This window comes from Phycisphaerales bacterium (assembly GCA_016716475.1).
Lineage (GTDB): Bacteria > Planctomycetota > Phycisphaerae > UBA1845 > Fen-1342 > JADJWG01.
In genome coordinates this window covers 708396-722725 of sequence record JADJWG010000004.1, presented here as the reverse complement: position 1 = coordinate 722725, position 14330 = coordinate 708396, and the positions used below count along the sequence as shown (strand labels likewise).

The 14330-nt window shown below is 64.2% G+C and carries 16 protein-coding genes; 6 read left to right on the top strand and 10 right to left on the bottom strand.

Features of this window, described 5'->3' with window-relative positions; translation table 11 throughout:
- The first annotated feature begins 71 nt into the window (after nt 1-71).
- Nucleotides 72-1163, top strand: coding sequence for a hypothetical protein (locus IPM18_16980; GenBank protein MBK9121279.1), 1092 nt, complete (start codon nt 72-74; stop codon nt 1161-1163).
- On the opposite strand, the gene IPM18_16975 is transcribed toward IPM18_16980, so the two are convergent.
- A complete protein-coding gene (locus IPM18_16975; GenBank protein ID MBK9121278.1) occupies nt 1110-1379 on the bottom strand; it encodes a transposase in 270 nt (89 codons plus the stop codon). The two genes, IPM18_16980 and IPM18_16975, sit on opposite strands and share 54 nt — an antisense overlap.
- Before the next feature lie 35 nt (nt 1380-1414).
- Between IPM18_16975 and IPM18_16970 the strand changes: the two genes are divergently transcribed.
- The 5 genes from IPM18_16970 to IPM18_16950 all read left to right on the top strand — a co-directional run bounded on the left by IPM18_16970 (nt 1415) and on the right by IPM18_16950 (nt 7197).
- Nucleotides 1415-2425, top strand: a complete 1011-nt coding sequence (locus IPM18_16970) for a hypothetical protein (protein ID MBK9121277.1) — start codon at nt 1415-1417, stop codon at nt 2423-2425.
- A 278-nt stretch (nt 2426-2703) separates the two neighbouring features.
- Entirely contained in the window at nt 2704-3579 is an 876-nt protein-coding gene (locus IPM18_16965; protein MBK9121276.1) for a hypothetical protein, read from the top strand.
- Nucleotides 3580-3870: 291 nt separating this feature from the next.
- Nucleotides 3871-4599: an ankyrin repeat domain-containing protein gene (locus IPM18_16960; protein ID MBK9121275.1), complete on the top strand. Its 729-nt coding sequence runs from the start codon at nt 3871-3873 to the stop codon at nt 4597-4599.
- A 213-nt stretch (nt 4600-4812) separates the two neighbouring features.
- Nucleotides 4813-4971, top strand: coding sequence for a hypothetical protein (locus IPM18_16955; GenBank protein MBK9121274.1), 159 nt, complete (start codon nt 4813-4815; stop codon nt 4969-4971).
- Nucleotides 4972-5418: 447 nt separating this feature from the next.
- Nucleotides 5419-7197, top strand: a complete 1779-nt coding sequence (locus tag IPM18_16950; GenBank protein MBK9121273.1) for a hypothetical protein — start codon at nt 5419-5421, stop codon at nt 7195-7197.
- Nucleotides 7198-7495: 298 nt separating this feature from the next.
- On the opposite strand, the gene IPM18_16945 is transcribed toward IPM18_16950, so the two are convergent.
- The 9 genes from IPM18_16945 to IPM18_16905 all read right to left on the bottom strand — a co-directional run bounded on the left by IPM18_16945 (nt 7496) and on the right by IPM18_16905 (nt 14329).
- Nucleotides 7496-7921: a hypothetical protein gene (locus IPM18_16945; GenBank protein ID MBK9121272.1), complete on the bottom strand. Its 426-nt coding sequence runs from the start codon at nt 7919-7921 to the stop codon at nt 7496-7498.
- 21 nt (nt 7922-7942) lie between these two features.
- Nucleotides 7943-9055 carry a 6-phosphofructokinase gene (locus IPM18_16940; GenBank protein MBK9121271.1) on the bottom strand — a complete coding sequence of 371 codons (1113 nt, stop codon included), beginning with the start codon at nt 9053-9055 and terminating at the stop codon, nt 7943-7945.
- A gap of 48 nt (nt 9056-9103) precedes the next feature.
- Nucleotides 9104-9850, bottom strand: a complete 747-nt coding sequence (gene fabG / locus IPM18_16935; protein MBK9121270.1) for a 3-oxoacyl-[acyl-carrier-protein] reductase — start codon at nt 9848-9850, stop codon at nt 9104-9106.
- Nucleotides 9851-9866: 16 nt separating this feature from the next.
- Entirely contained in the window at nt 9867-10796 is a 930-nt protein-coding gene (gene fabD / locus IPM18_16930; GenBank protein ID MBK9121269.1) for an ACP S-malonyltransferase, read from the bottom strand.
- 1 nt (nt 10797) lies between these two features.
- On the bottom strand, nt 10798-11790 hold the full coding sequence (locus IPM18_16925; GenBank protein ID MBK9121268.1) for a ketoacyl-ACP synthase III: 993 nt from the start codon (nt 11788-11790) through the stop codon (nt 10798-10800).
- Nucleotides 11787-12800 (bottom strand): phosphate acyltransferase PlsX, encoded by a 1014-nt coding sequence (gene plsX, locus IPM18_16920; protein ID MBK9121267.1) that lies wholly within the window; start codon nt 12798-12800, stop codon nt 11787-11789. Before plsX ends, IPM18_16925 begins: the two co-directional genes overlap by 4 nt.
- Nucleotides 12801-12903: 103 nt before the next feature.
- Nucleotides 12904-13089 carry a 50S ribosomal protein L32 gene (rpmF, locus tag IPM18_16915; GenBank protein ID MBK9121266.1) on the bottom strand — a complete coding sequence of 62 codons (186 nt, stop codon included), beginning with the start codon at nt 13087-13089 and terminating at the stop codon, nt 12904-12906.
- Between the two features lie 231 nt (nt 13090-13320).
- Nucleotides 13321-13611 carry a hypothetical protein gene (locus tag IPM18_16910; GenBank protein ID MBK9121265.1) on the bottom strand — a complete coding sequence of 97 codons (291 nt, stop codon included), beginning with the start codon at nt 13609-13611 and terminating at the stop codon, nt 13321-13323.
- A gap of 253 nt (nt 13612-13864) precedes the next feature.
- Entirely contained in the window at nt 13865-14329 is a 465-nt protein-coding gene (locus IPM18_16905; protein MBK9121264.1) for a hypothetical protein, read from the bottom strand.
- Nucleotide 14330 lies beyond the last annotated feature (1 nt).

Here is a 14330-nt window from a genome sequence, read left to right as displayed (position 1 = left end):
CAGCCGACGCTATAAAACGCGGCCTTTCGAAGTCGAGAGCGACACTGTCAACGGACTGGTAGGCTGACCCTATGCGTGAAACCTGCGAACTGCGCGTCAACGAGGAGTTCGCCCACCTGATCTGCGGCCCGGAGGAGGGGCAGCGCCTCGGCGAAAGGGTGCGCAAGCTGCGGCTGCGCACCGACGATCCCCGCTTCGCCGAGATCTGCCGCCTCGCCCACGAGATCCGCGACCGGCTGGATGCCTCGCTCTTCTGGGGCTGGTACCTGCAGCGCGCCTACACCCGCGATGAACTCGCGGCCGCCGAGCTCTTCCACCTGTCGATCACGGCCGTCTTCGAACCCGCCGGCGAGGAGTGCGGCACGCGCTATGACGAGTCAAACGCCTGCCCGCACGTGTTCGCCCCGGTCATGGACCTGAGCGACTACTACCCGGGCGCGTCGCTGGGCCCGGACCTCTGCGGCGCCGGCCGCGTGCAGGTGGGTGACCTCGTGCTCGACCTGACCCGCGTCCCGCGCTCCAAGGACATCGCCCGCACCATCGCCAACGAGTGGATCGTCTCCCAGCGGCTGGCGGACCTGCTTGGCACGGCCGGGCTGACCGGCTTTGTCCTGCGGTTGGTGCGCCACCGGCGGAAGCCGCGCGACGGCCCGGTCAACCTCAAGACGACGCCGGCCGGGCGCGAGCTGCTACGCTGCTGTGCGGCCGACGGAGTGCCGGACTCCGGGCCGGCCTTTGACGCGTGGATCAACCACCCGCAGCAGGCCGAACTGGTCCGGCGGGCCTGGCAGGAGTACGACGACCGCGCCGCCCGGCGGAGCCGGGGCCGCGTGCCGCCACCGTGGTACCAGCTCGTGGTGACCGCGCCGCCCGTGCCGATCGTGCCGCCCACGCGGACAGGGAGCGACTTGGATGATGCCGACGAGCGCGGCCGGTACCGCTGCCCACACGGGCACGTGCTCGGGCTGAACCTGCTGTCGGAGGTCTTCGTGGACCGCGCGCGCTGGGACGGTAGCGACGTGGCCTGCACGCGTGAGCTGCTCGGCGTGCGTCGCGGCCTGCTCGCACCGGCACCGTGCCTGCTCATCTCACCGCGTCTGCGCAAACTGCTACTCGATAACCGCATCCGCGGCTGGCAGGCCGACGTGGCCTACCTGCGCTAGAGCCCCATGTGGACGGCGGCGGCGCGGAAGCTGGCGGCGGCGGCAATCGCCGACTTCCGCCGGCAAGTCTTTCCATTTCGCACCGTTGTCCAGAATCCAGAAGATCCCCCGCAACGACCGAGCCTTCGACAACGGCGGCCGCCTGCCCTTCGGCTGCGCCTTGTGATCCGGAATCCAGCCCGCCAGCCAGTTCACAATCTCATCCGTGAGTTTCATATACACAGTATACTAGCATTGATAGAATTGTCCAGTTGCGGGATAGGCTCTACTACGACGGTGTGCGGCGCATCCAGGAAGTCAGCGCGACCGTTGTACCGGGGAGCGGTGGGCCTGTTACGACGTTCGCGGTTCGCGAATACGTCTGGGGGCCGGAGTACGTGGACGAGATCATCGCGCAAGTCGCGACGAATCCGCTCTTGCCGGCCGCGCCGCCGATGATGACGGCGTACCTCACCGATGCCAACTACAACGTCACGGGATTGGTTGGGGACCTGAACGATGGTGGCGGCCAGGGCGTAGAGCCACTTACGGTCAAACAGTACACGTGGGATCCGTACGGGGCCGTCGTTCTGACCGAGGACCACGATACCGTCGCGATCCCATTCAATCGCTTGGGGCACCAGGGCCTGTTCTTCGAGCGCTTCTGCGTCGACCCCGACGAGCGTATCACCGACGATCCTCTCGCCGGCGAGCGGTTCGCCACCGGCACCGGCGGCGTACCCGCCGGCACCCGTCGTCCGACCGTCGGGCTCTTCTACGCGCGTAACCGCTGGTACAGCCCGGAATTGGGGCGGTTCGTCACGCGCGATCCGAACGAGTCCGCCCTGCCCCTGCTCATCGTGCTGGCGATGCAGGGCGACGCGCTGGACCTCGTGCTGGGGGCCTTCGACGCGGCCGGTCAGTTCGCCGACGGCGCGAACCTCTACGATTACCTGGGGGCCAATCCGATCAACCGCCGCGACCCGTCCGGCCTGAGCTGGGAGGACGACGCGGACTTCGACGACCTGATCTCCGACCTGGAGGGGCACCGGCTCTACGCGCTCGGCGCGCTGAACGAGGGGGCCCGCTGGGCGTCACTGGGCCTGAACACGGGCCTGAGCATCGCCTCGTCACTGCTCGGCCTGGACGTCTTCGAGTCGGTCTACCTGCTCAGCACCGGCCGCGGCGGCTTCTGGGACGCAATGAACATCGTGGCCAGCGTGAACCCGGGAGGCCGCACGATACAAGTCGTCCGCAAACCGTGTGGTAGTGTGTGTCGGTGACTGGCACCATGCAATCTCGAAGAGGGTCTGGCGCGCACTGGAGAGCCACCCGAAGCTGCGCGAGAAGTACAAGTACCGTGACGCACGCTTCGTGACCCAGGCGAAAGACAAAACTGCACATAATGGGTATGATCAGTTTCACCGGCAGGTCGATGCTGAGGTGGCGGATGAGATCAGGCGGCATCCCGAATGGACAACCAGTGACTTCGAGAGTTACCTGCAGACGCGGTACTCCAGGAATGATGCTGTTGAGCACTTTCCGCATGGATTAGGCAATCATGGCAACAAGTGAACGATTCCATGCCCTGAGGCCTGATGAGGCTAACGCGACGTATCTGCTTGAGCGCGTCGATCCGGCAACGGGATCGATCCGTACCGGGGCGGCCACGACGTGCCCGTGCTGCGGTGCGTTCACGAGTATGCTGAACTGGCTGCCGCCTTACGAGGGGGCATTGGAGTGTAGTGGTAACCGCTTCGGCGACATCGTGGAGGGTGCCGGTGACACCCTGGTGGTGTCTGAGCGCTTTCGCGCGCTCTACCACGAGTACGGCCTTACCGGTCTGGAGGGATTCGACCCCGTTTCGCACATTCGCCTGGCCCGCCGGGGCAACGTAAGAGGCGCGCCACCGCTGTATTACCGCGTGACCGCCACCCGCAGCCGTGCAGCCGTTGACCTGGAACGTTCCGGCATCGTGTGGGACCGGGCGCCAACGTGCGATGAGTGCCGTACCGGTGTCGCACGGCGGTGGGAAGCCATCATCATCGAGCCGGGCACATGGTCTGGCGAAGACATCTTCTATCCACGCGGGCTGCGTGTGCGCCTGGTGTCAGACCGCTTTCGTGAGCTCTGCGAGTCATGGCATGTGTGCAACGCCGTATGCATACCCGCAGAGGAGTACTGGCACGACATGTCCCCTGAGGATGACAGCGCGACCGCATATGCGATTATGCGCAAGCCGCTGGGCGAGCATGTCCGCGAGAAGGTGATCCGTGGCACCTGCACTATGCGCTTGGATGAGACGCTCGGTCACATCGTCATTGCGGAACCGGCCGTGCCTTCGGGCGTGGAGCAGCGCGGAGCTCCGAACATCCGCGGCCACTTCCGCCCACATAATCCCGCCGAGTTCTGGAGCCGACATGTGCCAATCGGATGAGCTGACCCGCGTGATTGCGCCCTCCGGCCGGCGCGGCCTCCACCTCATAGTTTCACCCTACGCGACTGGACGATCGGCGAGCTGCGCCTCGTCACGCGCCGCGTTCGTAATCCTGTGTAAGAAGGCCGCAAATTGGGATAAGGGGCATTTCCAGGAGATAATGCATCAGGCGAACATGGCGATTCAGTGCAGCATAAAGTACAATGCTTGCATTGCAAAGTGCGAGCCGCCGCCAAAGGAAGAGTGCCTCGAGTAGCCGTGTTTAGCGCGTGCGTGAATAATGGGCATGGCATGATGAGTGCCGATCATAACGAGAGCAAGCTCGAAGTGATTATCGACAGGCTCACGAGCGACATTCGGGCGCTGCGCTCTATCGTGTCGCGGGGTGGAAAGCTGCCTCAAACCTCTCTGCACGTGAGCGAGCCTGCTCTATGGCCGTTACTGCTTGAGCTGGGCGCGCCGATCAACGCCGAGGATGAGAACGGCTGGACGCCGCTAGTCAATCGGATCCTCAATGGCGATCTCGCTGGCGTCGAGTGGCTTGTGAAGCACGGGGCCGACGTGAATCGATGGAGTTCGGAAGGAGCTCACGCGCTTATGCAGGCGTGCATAGGACCGCGTACAGACATTGTGGAGGTCCTTCTGCGCGCGGGGGCGGACGTCAATGGGCGCTCTCCCGAAACGGGGCACACCCCACTGCATTCGGCCGCAGAAAGCGGCGCCACCCGTACAGTGCAGCGATTGCTCAAGGCGGGCGCCGATCCTAACGCGCTGTTACCCAGTGGGGATTCGCCGTTGCGGTGTCTGATTGACTCCTATGAGGGAGAGGAGAGTTACTACCGCAAAGCCGTGTTGCTGGTGGGGTATGGCGCTAAGGTATCTAGCGAACTGGTTGGCGCTCTAATGCACGTTAACCCAGATGAGCCGTCTGACTCTCCTGTCGCCATGAGTATTCGACGCACCTGGAAATCCTATGACCGCATGGGAGACTTTCTTCGCAGAGTGTCACGCATCTCATGATCTTACGCAACCGTCCGGTGCACCCCGTTGCTCGGGATTGAGCGCAGGGCGCTGCGGTCGCTCGTGCGGGGCGGTGCGATTGCGTGGGGGTCAACCTGCGGTGATGGGTTGCCAGTGGTCGGGTAGGAGCGTGCCGAACTGGCTGAGGGGGTGGCGGCGATGCGGGTGAGTACGTCGGGAACATAGGCCCACGGTGAACCCTGTTACGGGACGGTGACGCAAGTCTTCGAGAGCCCCGCGCCGGCGACGTTGTGGGTGACGTTCGAGGATGGGCGTACGCTCGGGCTCACTCCGGGCCACGAGGTGTGGACCTTCGAGGCCGGGTGGACGGCGGCCGGGCGGCTTGTTCCCAAGGGCCTGCCGAGGTGGTGAACGTGGCCGTCGCCGAAGCGCTCAGCGCCGGAAAGGTGTGGCTGCTTCCCCCATCGTTCTACGAGACCTGCGGTTATCATGACGGCGGGGATTAAAAAGGGCGCGCAGTACCACGCGCGGTCGACAAGACGGCATACTCCCACTGGTGGCCCGCGCGCTCCTGTGTGCGACACGTTCAATCCTGCACCGGCCGCACCAGCATCGTAAGTATCGGCGGATCGGCCGCCTTGAAGCTTGATTCGGTCACCCCATCCATGCTAGACTCGCGGTGGGTCGACGTGTTTGCCCTCGATCCGAAGGGCGCGCTCGTGCGACGATCACTTCCAACCACGCTGCCCCACGACGTATTCTCTTGCACTCTTCCCCGGGTGGCTTCGCTGCACCCAAGCGGCCGGACAACGTTCCAGTCCGGCCCGGGACACACCAGATCCATAATGGAGATCCGCCATGCACCGTCCACCTCTACACCGCACCCCCATCGGCAACGCCGCGCTGCTTGCTATGCTGCTTTCAGGACTGCTGCTCGGCGGCTGTCCACCCCCCCCGAACCCGGACGATTCACCCAATCCGCAATCGCCTGCCCACGGGGTGCAACAGCGCATGCCGATCGGTGAATTCGAGCAGATCGTCGCGGACGACCCGAAGCTTCAGGAACGGCTGGCGACGGCCAGCGCCCTCCACGGCACCCGCGAAATCCACTCGGCCGGCGTGCTTCGCGACGCGGATGGCACAGAGCTGATCTGGGCCGCGCTCGACCTGGACGATCCTGGGGATGCGGTCATCGTGCGCCATTGTCGAGGGAACGATTGCGTACACGTAATCCAGCGGTTCGTCGGCGGCGAGCAGGAAATCATCTGGACCGGTCCAGGCGGCGAGATCGAGCCCCGGACCGTGCTGATTCCCTTCCTGCTGCGCAAGTACAATGAGACAACCGGCGAGACCACGCTGGCCACACCCAGCCCGGAGCTGCTGGTCGCGGACACCGCGAAGCCGGTCCACCCCGCGGACACCGAACCTCCACGCAAACCCGGCACGAGCGCCACCCCGCGACGGTGCGGCCGGTTCTACGCTTTGTCGGCGTTCGGCAGGTACTTCAATGGCCGGTTGTCTGACTTGGGTATGTACCAGGCGGTCATGGGCATGGCGCAAATCATGCAGAGCGTCGGCTGCACCAACGCGACCGAGAGCTACAACGTCAACCGCGCACAGGTCAACCAGCTCCTCTCCGGAATGGGGCCGAACGACATCTTCGTCCTCTTTGCCCATGGTGACGAGAGCGCGTCGCAGCAGCGCGTGATCGGTATGTCCCTCTCCAACAGCATCTACTGGAACACCAGCGACCATTACAGCGAGACCGATTTCCGCCGGCAGTTCGATGCGAACATCTTCGGGGGGCCCGGGATCGTGTTCCTGGCCGGCTGCGCTTCGGCAGGCATGCTGCCGCAGCTCGACGACCCGGAGAATCCACAGCGCGTGATCATTGGCCTGTCGAAAGATCACTACCAGACGAATGTCTACAACGCGATGAAACTCTTCTTCGAACGTTACGCGGCCTGCGACTCGATCCAGGAGGCGATGGCGGTGGTGAATGCCTCGCCGGGGATGGCACTCAGCAACGTGCGGCTGGTGGCGAATGCCAGCGCGGACCTCTCACGGCGCATGTGCGAAGAAGAATCCCCTCCGGGTCCAGTCACAAGTACTTTCGACTTCGATGATGACGGTTGGTTCATCGGTCCGCGCACCGCCACCTTCGGCAACATTACTGGCGGTGGCGCGCCACTGTACACGGCAACCGGCGGCAACCCGGGCGGGTACGTGCAGTGGGATGATCTCGGCCCGGGCACCTTCTGGTTCTTCCGCTCGCCCGCGAAGTTCCACGGCGACAGGAGCGCGCTGTACGGCAAGCTCCTGTCATTCGACCTGCGCAGCGTCCATGACACTCCCGAGAACGTCGGTGCGGCGCCGTTGGTGGTGCTGTCGAACGGCGCGCAGTCCCTGTGGTACTGGAACGCTCCCAACCCCGAGTCCACCTGGACGGCGTACAGCATTCCCCTCGACACGTCTGCGGGCTGGCTGGTGACGAGCAACTGGTTGTCCTCCACCATCGCAACCGAAACCGAGATTCGTGCGGTGCTCGCGGCGCTCAGCAACATCTCGATCCGCGGGGAGTTCGGCAAGGGTGCCGATACCGGTGGCCTCGACAACGTTATCCTTGGGGCCGACTGACGGCACGGCGCGCTGCTCGACCCGCCCGTCAACGACTTGGCCGGCGAGGTTCAGCCCCGTTCTGTTCGATGGAGCGCAATCGGTCTACGATCCTGTACGTCCGACTCACTGTCGATCCATCCAGTCTCGCATCGCTCATTCGCTCGTGTGTGCGCCGCCGACACGGTCGTTCTCGGCTTCTACAACGGCACCGGCGTGACCCGATTCCGTCGGCGCGCACGTGGCAGTTCCGCATCATCAAGTTGCGCCATCCGCACGCGGTTCTGCTCCGTTTCTTCAGCTCGTGCACCGCCTGCCTTCAGGACTGCCTCCGGGCCGGACCCGGCAACACGGCCACGCTCGCGGTCAGGTAGGCCGTGATCCACACCAGCACAGCCACGGTCCGTCGCCACTCAGCGAGTTCAGCCCGCAGCCCGGTATCCTCCCGCGGCACGAACTGCACCACGCGCGTGTCGATGGCCTGTCCGAGTGCCAGCGTCGCCCCCCAGAGAATGGCCGTGCAACCCAGTGCAATCACACGGACAACTAAGCGAATAGGTAGCTGTACCCGTATCAAGCCAGTCAGGCACAGGCCGATCCCCGTCACCACCAGTGCCAGGAGCGCAATGCGCCGGCCGAGGTCTTCAGGCCCAGCACGCAGCACATACGCAATGAGCACCCCTCCCGCGAGCAGGAGTCCCCCGGCAACCGCACGGCGCAACGTGATCCGGGCGGTCATCATCATCGCCACTCGGCTCCCGGAGGGCTACCGGGGGGCGCCGAGGCAGGTGTCGACGGCCCGCGCCATACGAATCAGGATGTCCTCGGGCGGCACCTGCCGCTGCTGCCCGGCGACTTCGGCAATCGGCACAGTGGCAGTCTCGCCACGCTGGTAAACGACCAGGTGGTTCCACTCGCCGTGCGCAATCATGTCAACCGCCTTGTACCCGAAGTGCGTCGCGAGCACCCGATCAAACGCCACGGGCGTACCGCCCCGCTGCACATGCCCGAGTATCGTCGCCCGTGTCTCCCGGTGGACCTTGTCCGCGAGCTGTTCGGCAAGCACTGTGGCCACGCCGCCGAGCCGGACCGGATCGGGGCTGTCATGGACGATCTTTTCGACGATCTGCTGCCCGCCCTCTGGCCGCGCGCCCTCCGATACGGCAATCAAGGTGGAACGTTTGCCGCGGGCATTGCGTTGCTCGCAATACTCGGCAATGGTGTCCAACTGATAGGGAATCTCAGGGATCAGCACGACGTCGCAGCCGCTGGCGATGCCGGCATGCAGCGTGAGCCAGCCGGCATTCCGTCCCATCAGCTCGACCAGCATGATGCGGTGGTGGCTCGACGCGGTCGAATGCAGCTTGTCGATGCACTCCGTGGCGGTCTGCACCGCCGTGGTGAAGCCAAAGGTGATGTCGGTGTGCATCAGGTCGTTGTCGATCGTCTTCGGGACCCCGATGCACGGCACCCCGGCCTGGATCAGGTCGTAGGCGCCGGTCATGGTGCCGTCGCCGCCGATACAGACCAGGGCGTCGATGCGACGTTCGGCGATGTGCTCCAAGACCCGCGGAATGACGTTCTCGAACACGAGCTGACCCGCGGCATCTTTACCCACGGCAAAACGGGCTGGGTTCGCCTTGTTGCTGGTGCCGAGGATCGTTCCGCCGGCCGTCAGAATGTTCGAAACATCGTCGAGCTGGAGCGGTCGCATGCGATTGCGGATCAACCCGAGGAAACCGTCCTCAATGCCCAGAACCTCGAGCCCCAGTTCGGTGATGGCCGCCTTCGTCACAACACGGATCACCGCGTTCAGACCCGGACAGTCGCCGCCGCCCGTCAGGACGCCGATCCGCCGTACCCGCTGCTGATTCGCCACGCCACACTCCTGTCGGTGCGCGCTGTGCCACGAGCCCCCGACCACCGCTTACATGTAGAGACCGCCATCGACCACGAACACTTGCCCGGTGATGTAGCTCGACTCCGGACCGGCAAGGAAGGCCACCAGCCCGGCAATCTCCTCGGGCTGCCCGAAGCGCTGCAAGGGAATGAGCATCTTCACACCATCCTTGAGCTTGTCCGGCAGACTCGCAGTCATGTCTGTCTCGATAAAACCCGGTGCCACGACATTGCACGTGATGCCGCGCTTGCCGAGTTCCTTCGCCGTCGCCTTCGTCAAGCCGACGACACCCGCTTTGGAAGCCGAATAGTTGGCCTGGCCGGGATTGCCCATCAACCCGGAAACACTGCCGATGTTGATCATGCGACCGCGCCGTGCCCGGACCATGTGTCGGCTGGCCGTCCGCATCGCGGCAAAGACCGCCCGCAGGTTGGTGTCGATGACCGCATCGAACTGGTCGTCTTCCATGCTCATCAGCAGCGTGTCGCGCGTGACGCCGGCATTGTTCACGAGAATGTCGAGCCGGCCATATTGCTCGGCGATGTCGTCGATGAACTTCGGCAGGGCCCCGCGATCGGTGACGTCGAGCGCCGCCGCGACCAGTTGGCCCTCAAGACTGCCGGCTTCAGCGATCCAGGCCTTGGTTTTCTCGACCGAGCGCGAAGCCGCGATGACTGTGGCCCCCTGCCGCGCCAAGGCGATACAGATCGCCTGGCCGATGCCACGCGAGCCCCCGGTTACGATCGCCACCTGTTCCGAAAGGCGTGTGCTCATGACAAGTCCCCTTGTCTCAGGGGGCCGCCGCCACGTCTGCCGCGGTGCTGACGTTGACCGCTTTGACGCTGCGGTCGATCTTCCGCAGCATGCCGGTCAAGTGCCGGTTTGGCCCAATTTCCCAGAACTGCTGCACGCCATCGGCGATCAGCCGCAGGACGCACGCATGCCAGCGGGTCGGGTTTACGAGTTGCTCATAGAGCGACGCCCGAATCTCATCCGGCGTCGTATGATACTCCGCATTGTTGTTCGCGACGACCCTTGTTCCGGGACTGCGGATCTCGCAATCAGCCAGCATCTGGCGTAACCCTTCCGCCGCCGGTCGCATGATCTCGCTGTGAAACGCGCCCGCCACCGCAAGCGGAACCGCCCGTAGATCGCACTCCCCCGCCACCGGTACGGCCGCTTCACAGGCGGCTTTATCGCCGGACACCACGATCTGTCCAGGGCAGTTGTAGTTCGCCGGCCAGAGCCGCCCGTGCGGTGCCACCTTCTCGCACAGCGCCAGCACCCGGTCCTCGTCAGCGCCGATCAGTGAAACCATCCCGCTGGGCGTCGCCTCCGCCGCGGACTGCATGAGTTGCCCGCGTCGGTAGACCAATCGCACCGTATCCGCGAACGAGAGTGCACCGGCAATGTGCAAAGCCGTGTACTCGCCCAGACTCAATCCCCCGAACGCCACGAAGTCCGCCGCTTTGAAGCGACCAGCGTCCAGCGCTGCCCGGTAGAGCGCCACACACGTCGTGAAGATGGCCGGTTGCTGAATATCCGTACCATTCAGTCGCTCGGCAGGACCCTCAAAGCATAACTCCGACAGTGGAAAGCCCAGCACGGCATCCGCCTCGGCAAACGTCTCCGCTGCAACCGGATACGCCGCCGCGACATCCCGCCCCATACCTACGAGCTGCGCGCCTTGTCCCGGAAAGATACCCGCAGATGTTTTCACGTCAGGCCCTCACGAGCACTGCACCCCAGGTCAACCCCGCGCCAAAGGCCAGCAGCAGCACCCAGTCACCGGGCTCGATTCGACCGGCTTGCCGCGCTTCGTGCAGAGCCACCGCTACGGACGCCGCCGAGGTGTTGCCATAGCGCTGAATGTTCACAAGGACCCGGTCCATCGGCAGGCCGCACCGCTCACACGCCGATTCGATGATTCGAAGATTGGACTGGTGCGGAATCGCAAGCTTCAGATCCGCCGGGGTGATCCCCGCGGATCGACACGCATCCATGATTACGGCCTGCATCTGCGTGACCGCGAACTTGTATACCTCCCGCCCCTGCATGTGCATGAAGTGCAGGCGCTCCTCGACGGTGGCTTGCGTGGCCGGCTGCCGAGCGCCGCCCGCGGGAATATGAATCATCTCCGCCCGAGTGCCGTCCGCGCCCCATTCAACCGCGTAAATGCCGCGCCCCGGTGTCGTGCTGGGCCGCAGAACCGCCGCTCCCGCCGCATCGCCGAACAGGATACAAGTCGCACGGTCCTGGCGATCGGTGATGTTACTGAGCGTCTCGGCCCCGACGACAAGCACGTTCCGGGCAACGCCCGTGACAATGGACTGCGCTCCTTGCAGGAGCGCCCAGACAAAACCGCTGCAGGCGGCCGCTATGTCGAAGGCCGGAATCCAGCGACAACCGAGTTCCGCCTGCAGCAAGCAGGCCGTGGCGGGCAGAGGTAACTCCGGCGTTGCGGTCGCAATCACAATCTGGTCAATGTCTTCCGGCGCGAGGTTCGCCTGGGCCAGGGCAGCGCGACTGGCCGCGGCTGCAAGCGAAAGCGTGGTTTCCCCCGGCTGCACCCAACGGCGCTCGTGAATGCCGGTCCTTTGCACGATCCAATCATGGGAGGTATCCACGACCTTGGAGAGCTCGTCGTTGGTGACCACCCGCGGCGGCACGCACATCCCTGTGCCGCCGATCTCCACCGGCCACTCGACTTTCATGCAGCATCCCCGTGTTGCGGTTCCGGTTTGAGATCCGCGATCAGTGCTCCCACCAGGTCATGACGCACCTGCTCCACGGATACCCGGATCGCGTTCATAATGGCCTTTCGATCGCTGCGGCCGTGACAGATGATCGATACCTTGCCCACGCCGAGCAGCGGCGCACCGCCGTACTCCGCGAAATCATGCCGCTTCCAGATCCGGTCCACGATGGGCTCAAAGCGCGGAACAAGCTCCGGACTCTCCACCTTGATCTCGTGGATAATGGTCTTGAACAAACCTTCAGCGAGGCCCTCCGTCAACTTCAGGATCACGTTGCCGACAAAGCCGTCGCATACGGCGATGTCGCAGTGCCCGCCAAAGATATCCCGACCTTCGACGTTGCCTTCGAAATGCACCGCCGGATCCTTCTCCATCAGGGCGCGGGCTTCCTTCACCAGGGGGCTGCCCTTGGCCGCCTCTTCGCCGATCGAGACAATGCCGACGCGCGGCCGTTCGACCTTAAGGATCAGCTTGCTGTAGCACAGGCACATCCGGGCGTAGTCGTACAAATGGTGTGCCTTCGGCGTAGGGTTAGCGCCAACATCACAAATCAGCACCGGCCCATGGAACGTCGGCATAACAATGGCTATGCCAGGTCGTGAAATGCCTTCGATAACCCCCAGCTTCAGTTGGCAGGCGCCTGCAAACGCACCGGTGTTTCCCGCCGAGATCACCGCATCGAGCTGGCCCGCCCCGGCGTCCACAGCCAGTCGCACGATGCTCGAGTTGCGCTTGGTCTTGATCGCCTCCATCGGGGAGTCGTCCATACCCACGACCTGCGGGCAATGGACGATTGCAATCCGTGGATCGGTAAGGCCGATCGCCCCCAGTTCCGCCTGTACGACCTCCTCCGGGCCGTACAGCACGAGCGCGTCGTTGTCACCGAGAAACGCGAGTCCGTCCCGCACGCCCAGGAGAATCTCCCGTGGTGCAAAGTCGCCCCCCATCGCGTCCATGCCGATCCGCATGGAGTCATCTCCCAATGGCATCGTGCCACCGCGCATCGTACACCGCCGGGAACCGCCGATCGGCCGCGCGCCGACCCTTCGCGGTCAGGCCGCTCCGAGCGGCCTACCCTTCCGTCGTGCCGATGTCGATCCGGGTATGACTATTCACGTAGCCGCAATTGCCACACGCCACATGCGACCGCTTCGCCCGCCCACATTGCGGACAGGCCAGCAGTTGCGCCGCGGTCAGGGCTTGATGCGCTCGCCGGGTGCGTTTCCGCATCTTGCTCTTCTTGGTTACCGGTAACATGCCGAAAATCCTTTCCGATGCTTTACACCGGGAGCGCAACCGACCCCCAACCGGTACGCTAAGACCCGGCGAGTGGCCCGCGGTCGTATTTTGAATGGGTGAAGCTACGCCGGGTCAGCGGTGCTGTCAAGGCCGCACCCGATTCTGGCGACACCACCTACGCCTTCCACAGGTAACAGGTCTGATTCCCCCGGCCCCTCCCTCACGCTCCCGACAATCGATCGCCCGCAGTTACCGGGCGTGCAGCTCTCGCAGGAGACCTGCGACTACGGCCTCCGTGCCACGATCCAGGTCATAAGCGCGCGCACGAATGCGCTTCCGGAGTTGGATCACGCCACCGAGCAGTTCCCCGGAGACGCCCGCAGCCCACTCCTCGCGCCAGTGACTCCGCAGCCGGCCGGAATGCCACCATTCCGCTGATACCGCACTGGACCACCGCGGCAGCATGTGTCGGACGGCATACGCTACCCGACTGCGACTCCGCCACTTCGACCGAACTCCGTTCTTGTTGGATGGCGACATGACTCGTTACTCCCTTCGGCGTTCAACCATCCTTAGGCCACGACTACACCACGTTTGACGCAAGCCGCCGCCCAAAGGCACAAATTCAACTCCTCAAAGGACTTATCGGCAGTGCAACTTGTGCGCCTTAAACGTATCCGGCAATTGTTGCAGGGTACCCGGGCGCGGACACCCCCGGCGCACCCGCTGTTCAATTACCGTGAGCGGTGCGTTCAGGTAATATTCTCGATGAGTCGAGGGATCTTGTAGACGGTTATTCGTCTTCGCCCCGACCTTCCCGGATCGGCGTTTGTCGCCCCTTCGTCAGTTTGAATTCACCGACCGGTGCCACCTTCCGGTAACCAAGGTAGAGCAACAGGTCGAGCACTTCCGTCAGGGTGGGGAACGGGCGGTCGTTCACTCGCTTGTACTCGTCCACGGCCTTGAGGAAATCAAGCTGCTCGTCCGTCATGTGGCCTTCTTCGGCCGCACGTCGGTAGTCCGTTCGTCTACGCCCTGGCCCACGCCGGCGGTCGAGGTCCGACCTTTGATCGTCGCTCTCGCGGCGGTCCAAACCGCTCCGGCGATCCAAGCCACTGCGCCGATCGTCCGTTACGGAGGGGTCATCGTCTCCCCGCTGCTCGTTGGGATCTGTGACATCCGGCTCTTCAGACAGTGCCTGCGGCAGGTCTAGGGCCGCCGGGATGACGGTCGTTGCATGGCGTTGTCGCGCTGTCATA

Excerpts from the sequence above, each read along its gene's own strand:
- IPM18_16980 (MBK9121279.1), top strand. The coding sequence starts at position 72 with ATGCGTGAAACCTGCGAACTGCGCGTCAACGAGGAGTTCGCCCACCTG.
- IPM18_16975 (MBK9121278.1), bottom strand. The coding sequence starts at position 1,379 with ATGAAACTCACGGATGAGATTGTGAACTGGCTGGCGGGCTGGATTCCG.
- IPM18_16965 (MBK9121276.1), top strand. The coding sequence starts at position 2,704 with ATGGCAACAAGTGAACGATTCCATGCCCTGAGGCCTGATGAGGCTAAC.
- IPM18_16960 (MBK9121275.1), top strand. The coding sequence starts at position 3,871 with ATGATGAGTGCCGATCATAACGAGAGCAAGCTCGAAGTGATTATCGAC.
- IPM18_16950 (MBK9121273.1), top strand. The coding sequence starts at position 5,419 with ATGCACCGTCCACCTCTACACCGCACCCCCATCGGCAACGCCGCGCTG.
- IPM18_16945 (MBK9121272.1), bottom strand. The coding sequence starts at position 7,921 with ATGATGATGACCGCCCGGATCACGTTGCGCCGTGCGGTTGCCGGGGGA.
- fabG (MBK9121270.1), bottom strand. The coding sequence starts at position 9,850 with ATGAGCACACGCCTTTCGGAACAGGTGGCGATCGTAACCGGGGGCTCG.
- IPM18_16925 (MBK9121268.1), bottom strand. The coding sequence starts at position 11,790 with ATGAAAGTCGAGTGGCCGGTGGAGATCGGCGGCACAGGGATGTGCGTG.
- plsX (MBK9121267.1), bottom strand. The coding sequence starts at position 12,800 with ATGCGGATCGGCATGGACGCGATGGGGGGCGACTTTGCACCACGGGAG.
- rpmF (MBK9121266.1), bottom strand. The coding sequence starts at position 13,089 with ATGTTACCGGTAACCAAGAAGAGCAAGATGCGGAAACGCACCCGGCGA.
- IPM18_16910 (MBK9121265.1), bottom strand. The coding sequence starts at position 13,611 with ATGTCGCCATCCAACAAGAACGGAGTTCGGTCGAAGTGGCGGAGTCGC.
- IPM18_16905 (MBK9121264.1), bottom strand. The coding sequence starts at position 14,329 with ATGACAGCGCGACAACGCCATGCAACGACCGTCATCCCGGCGGCCCTA.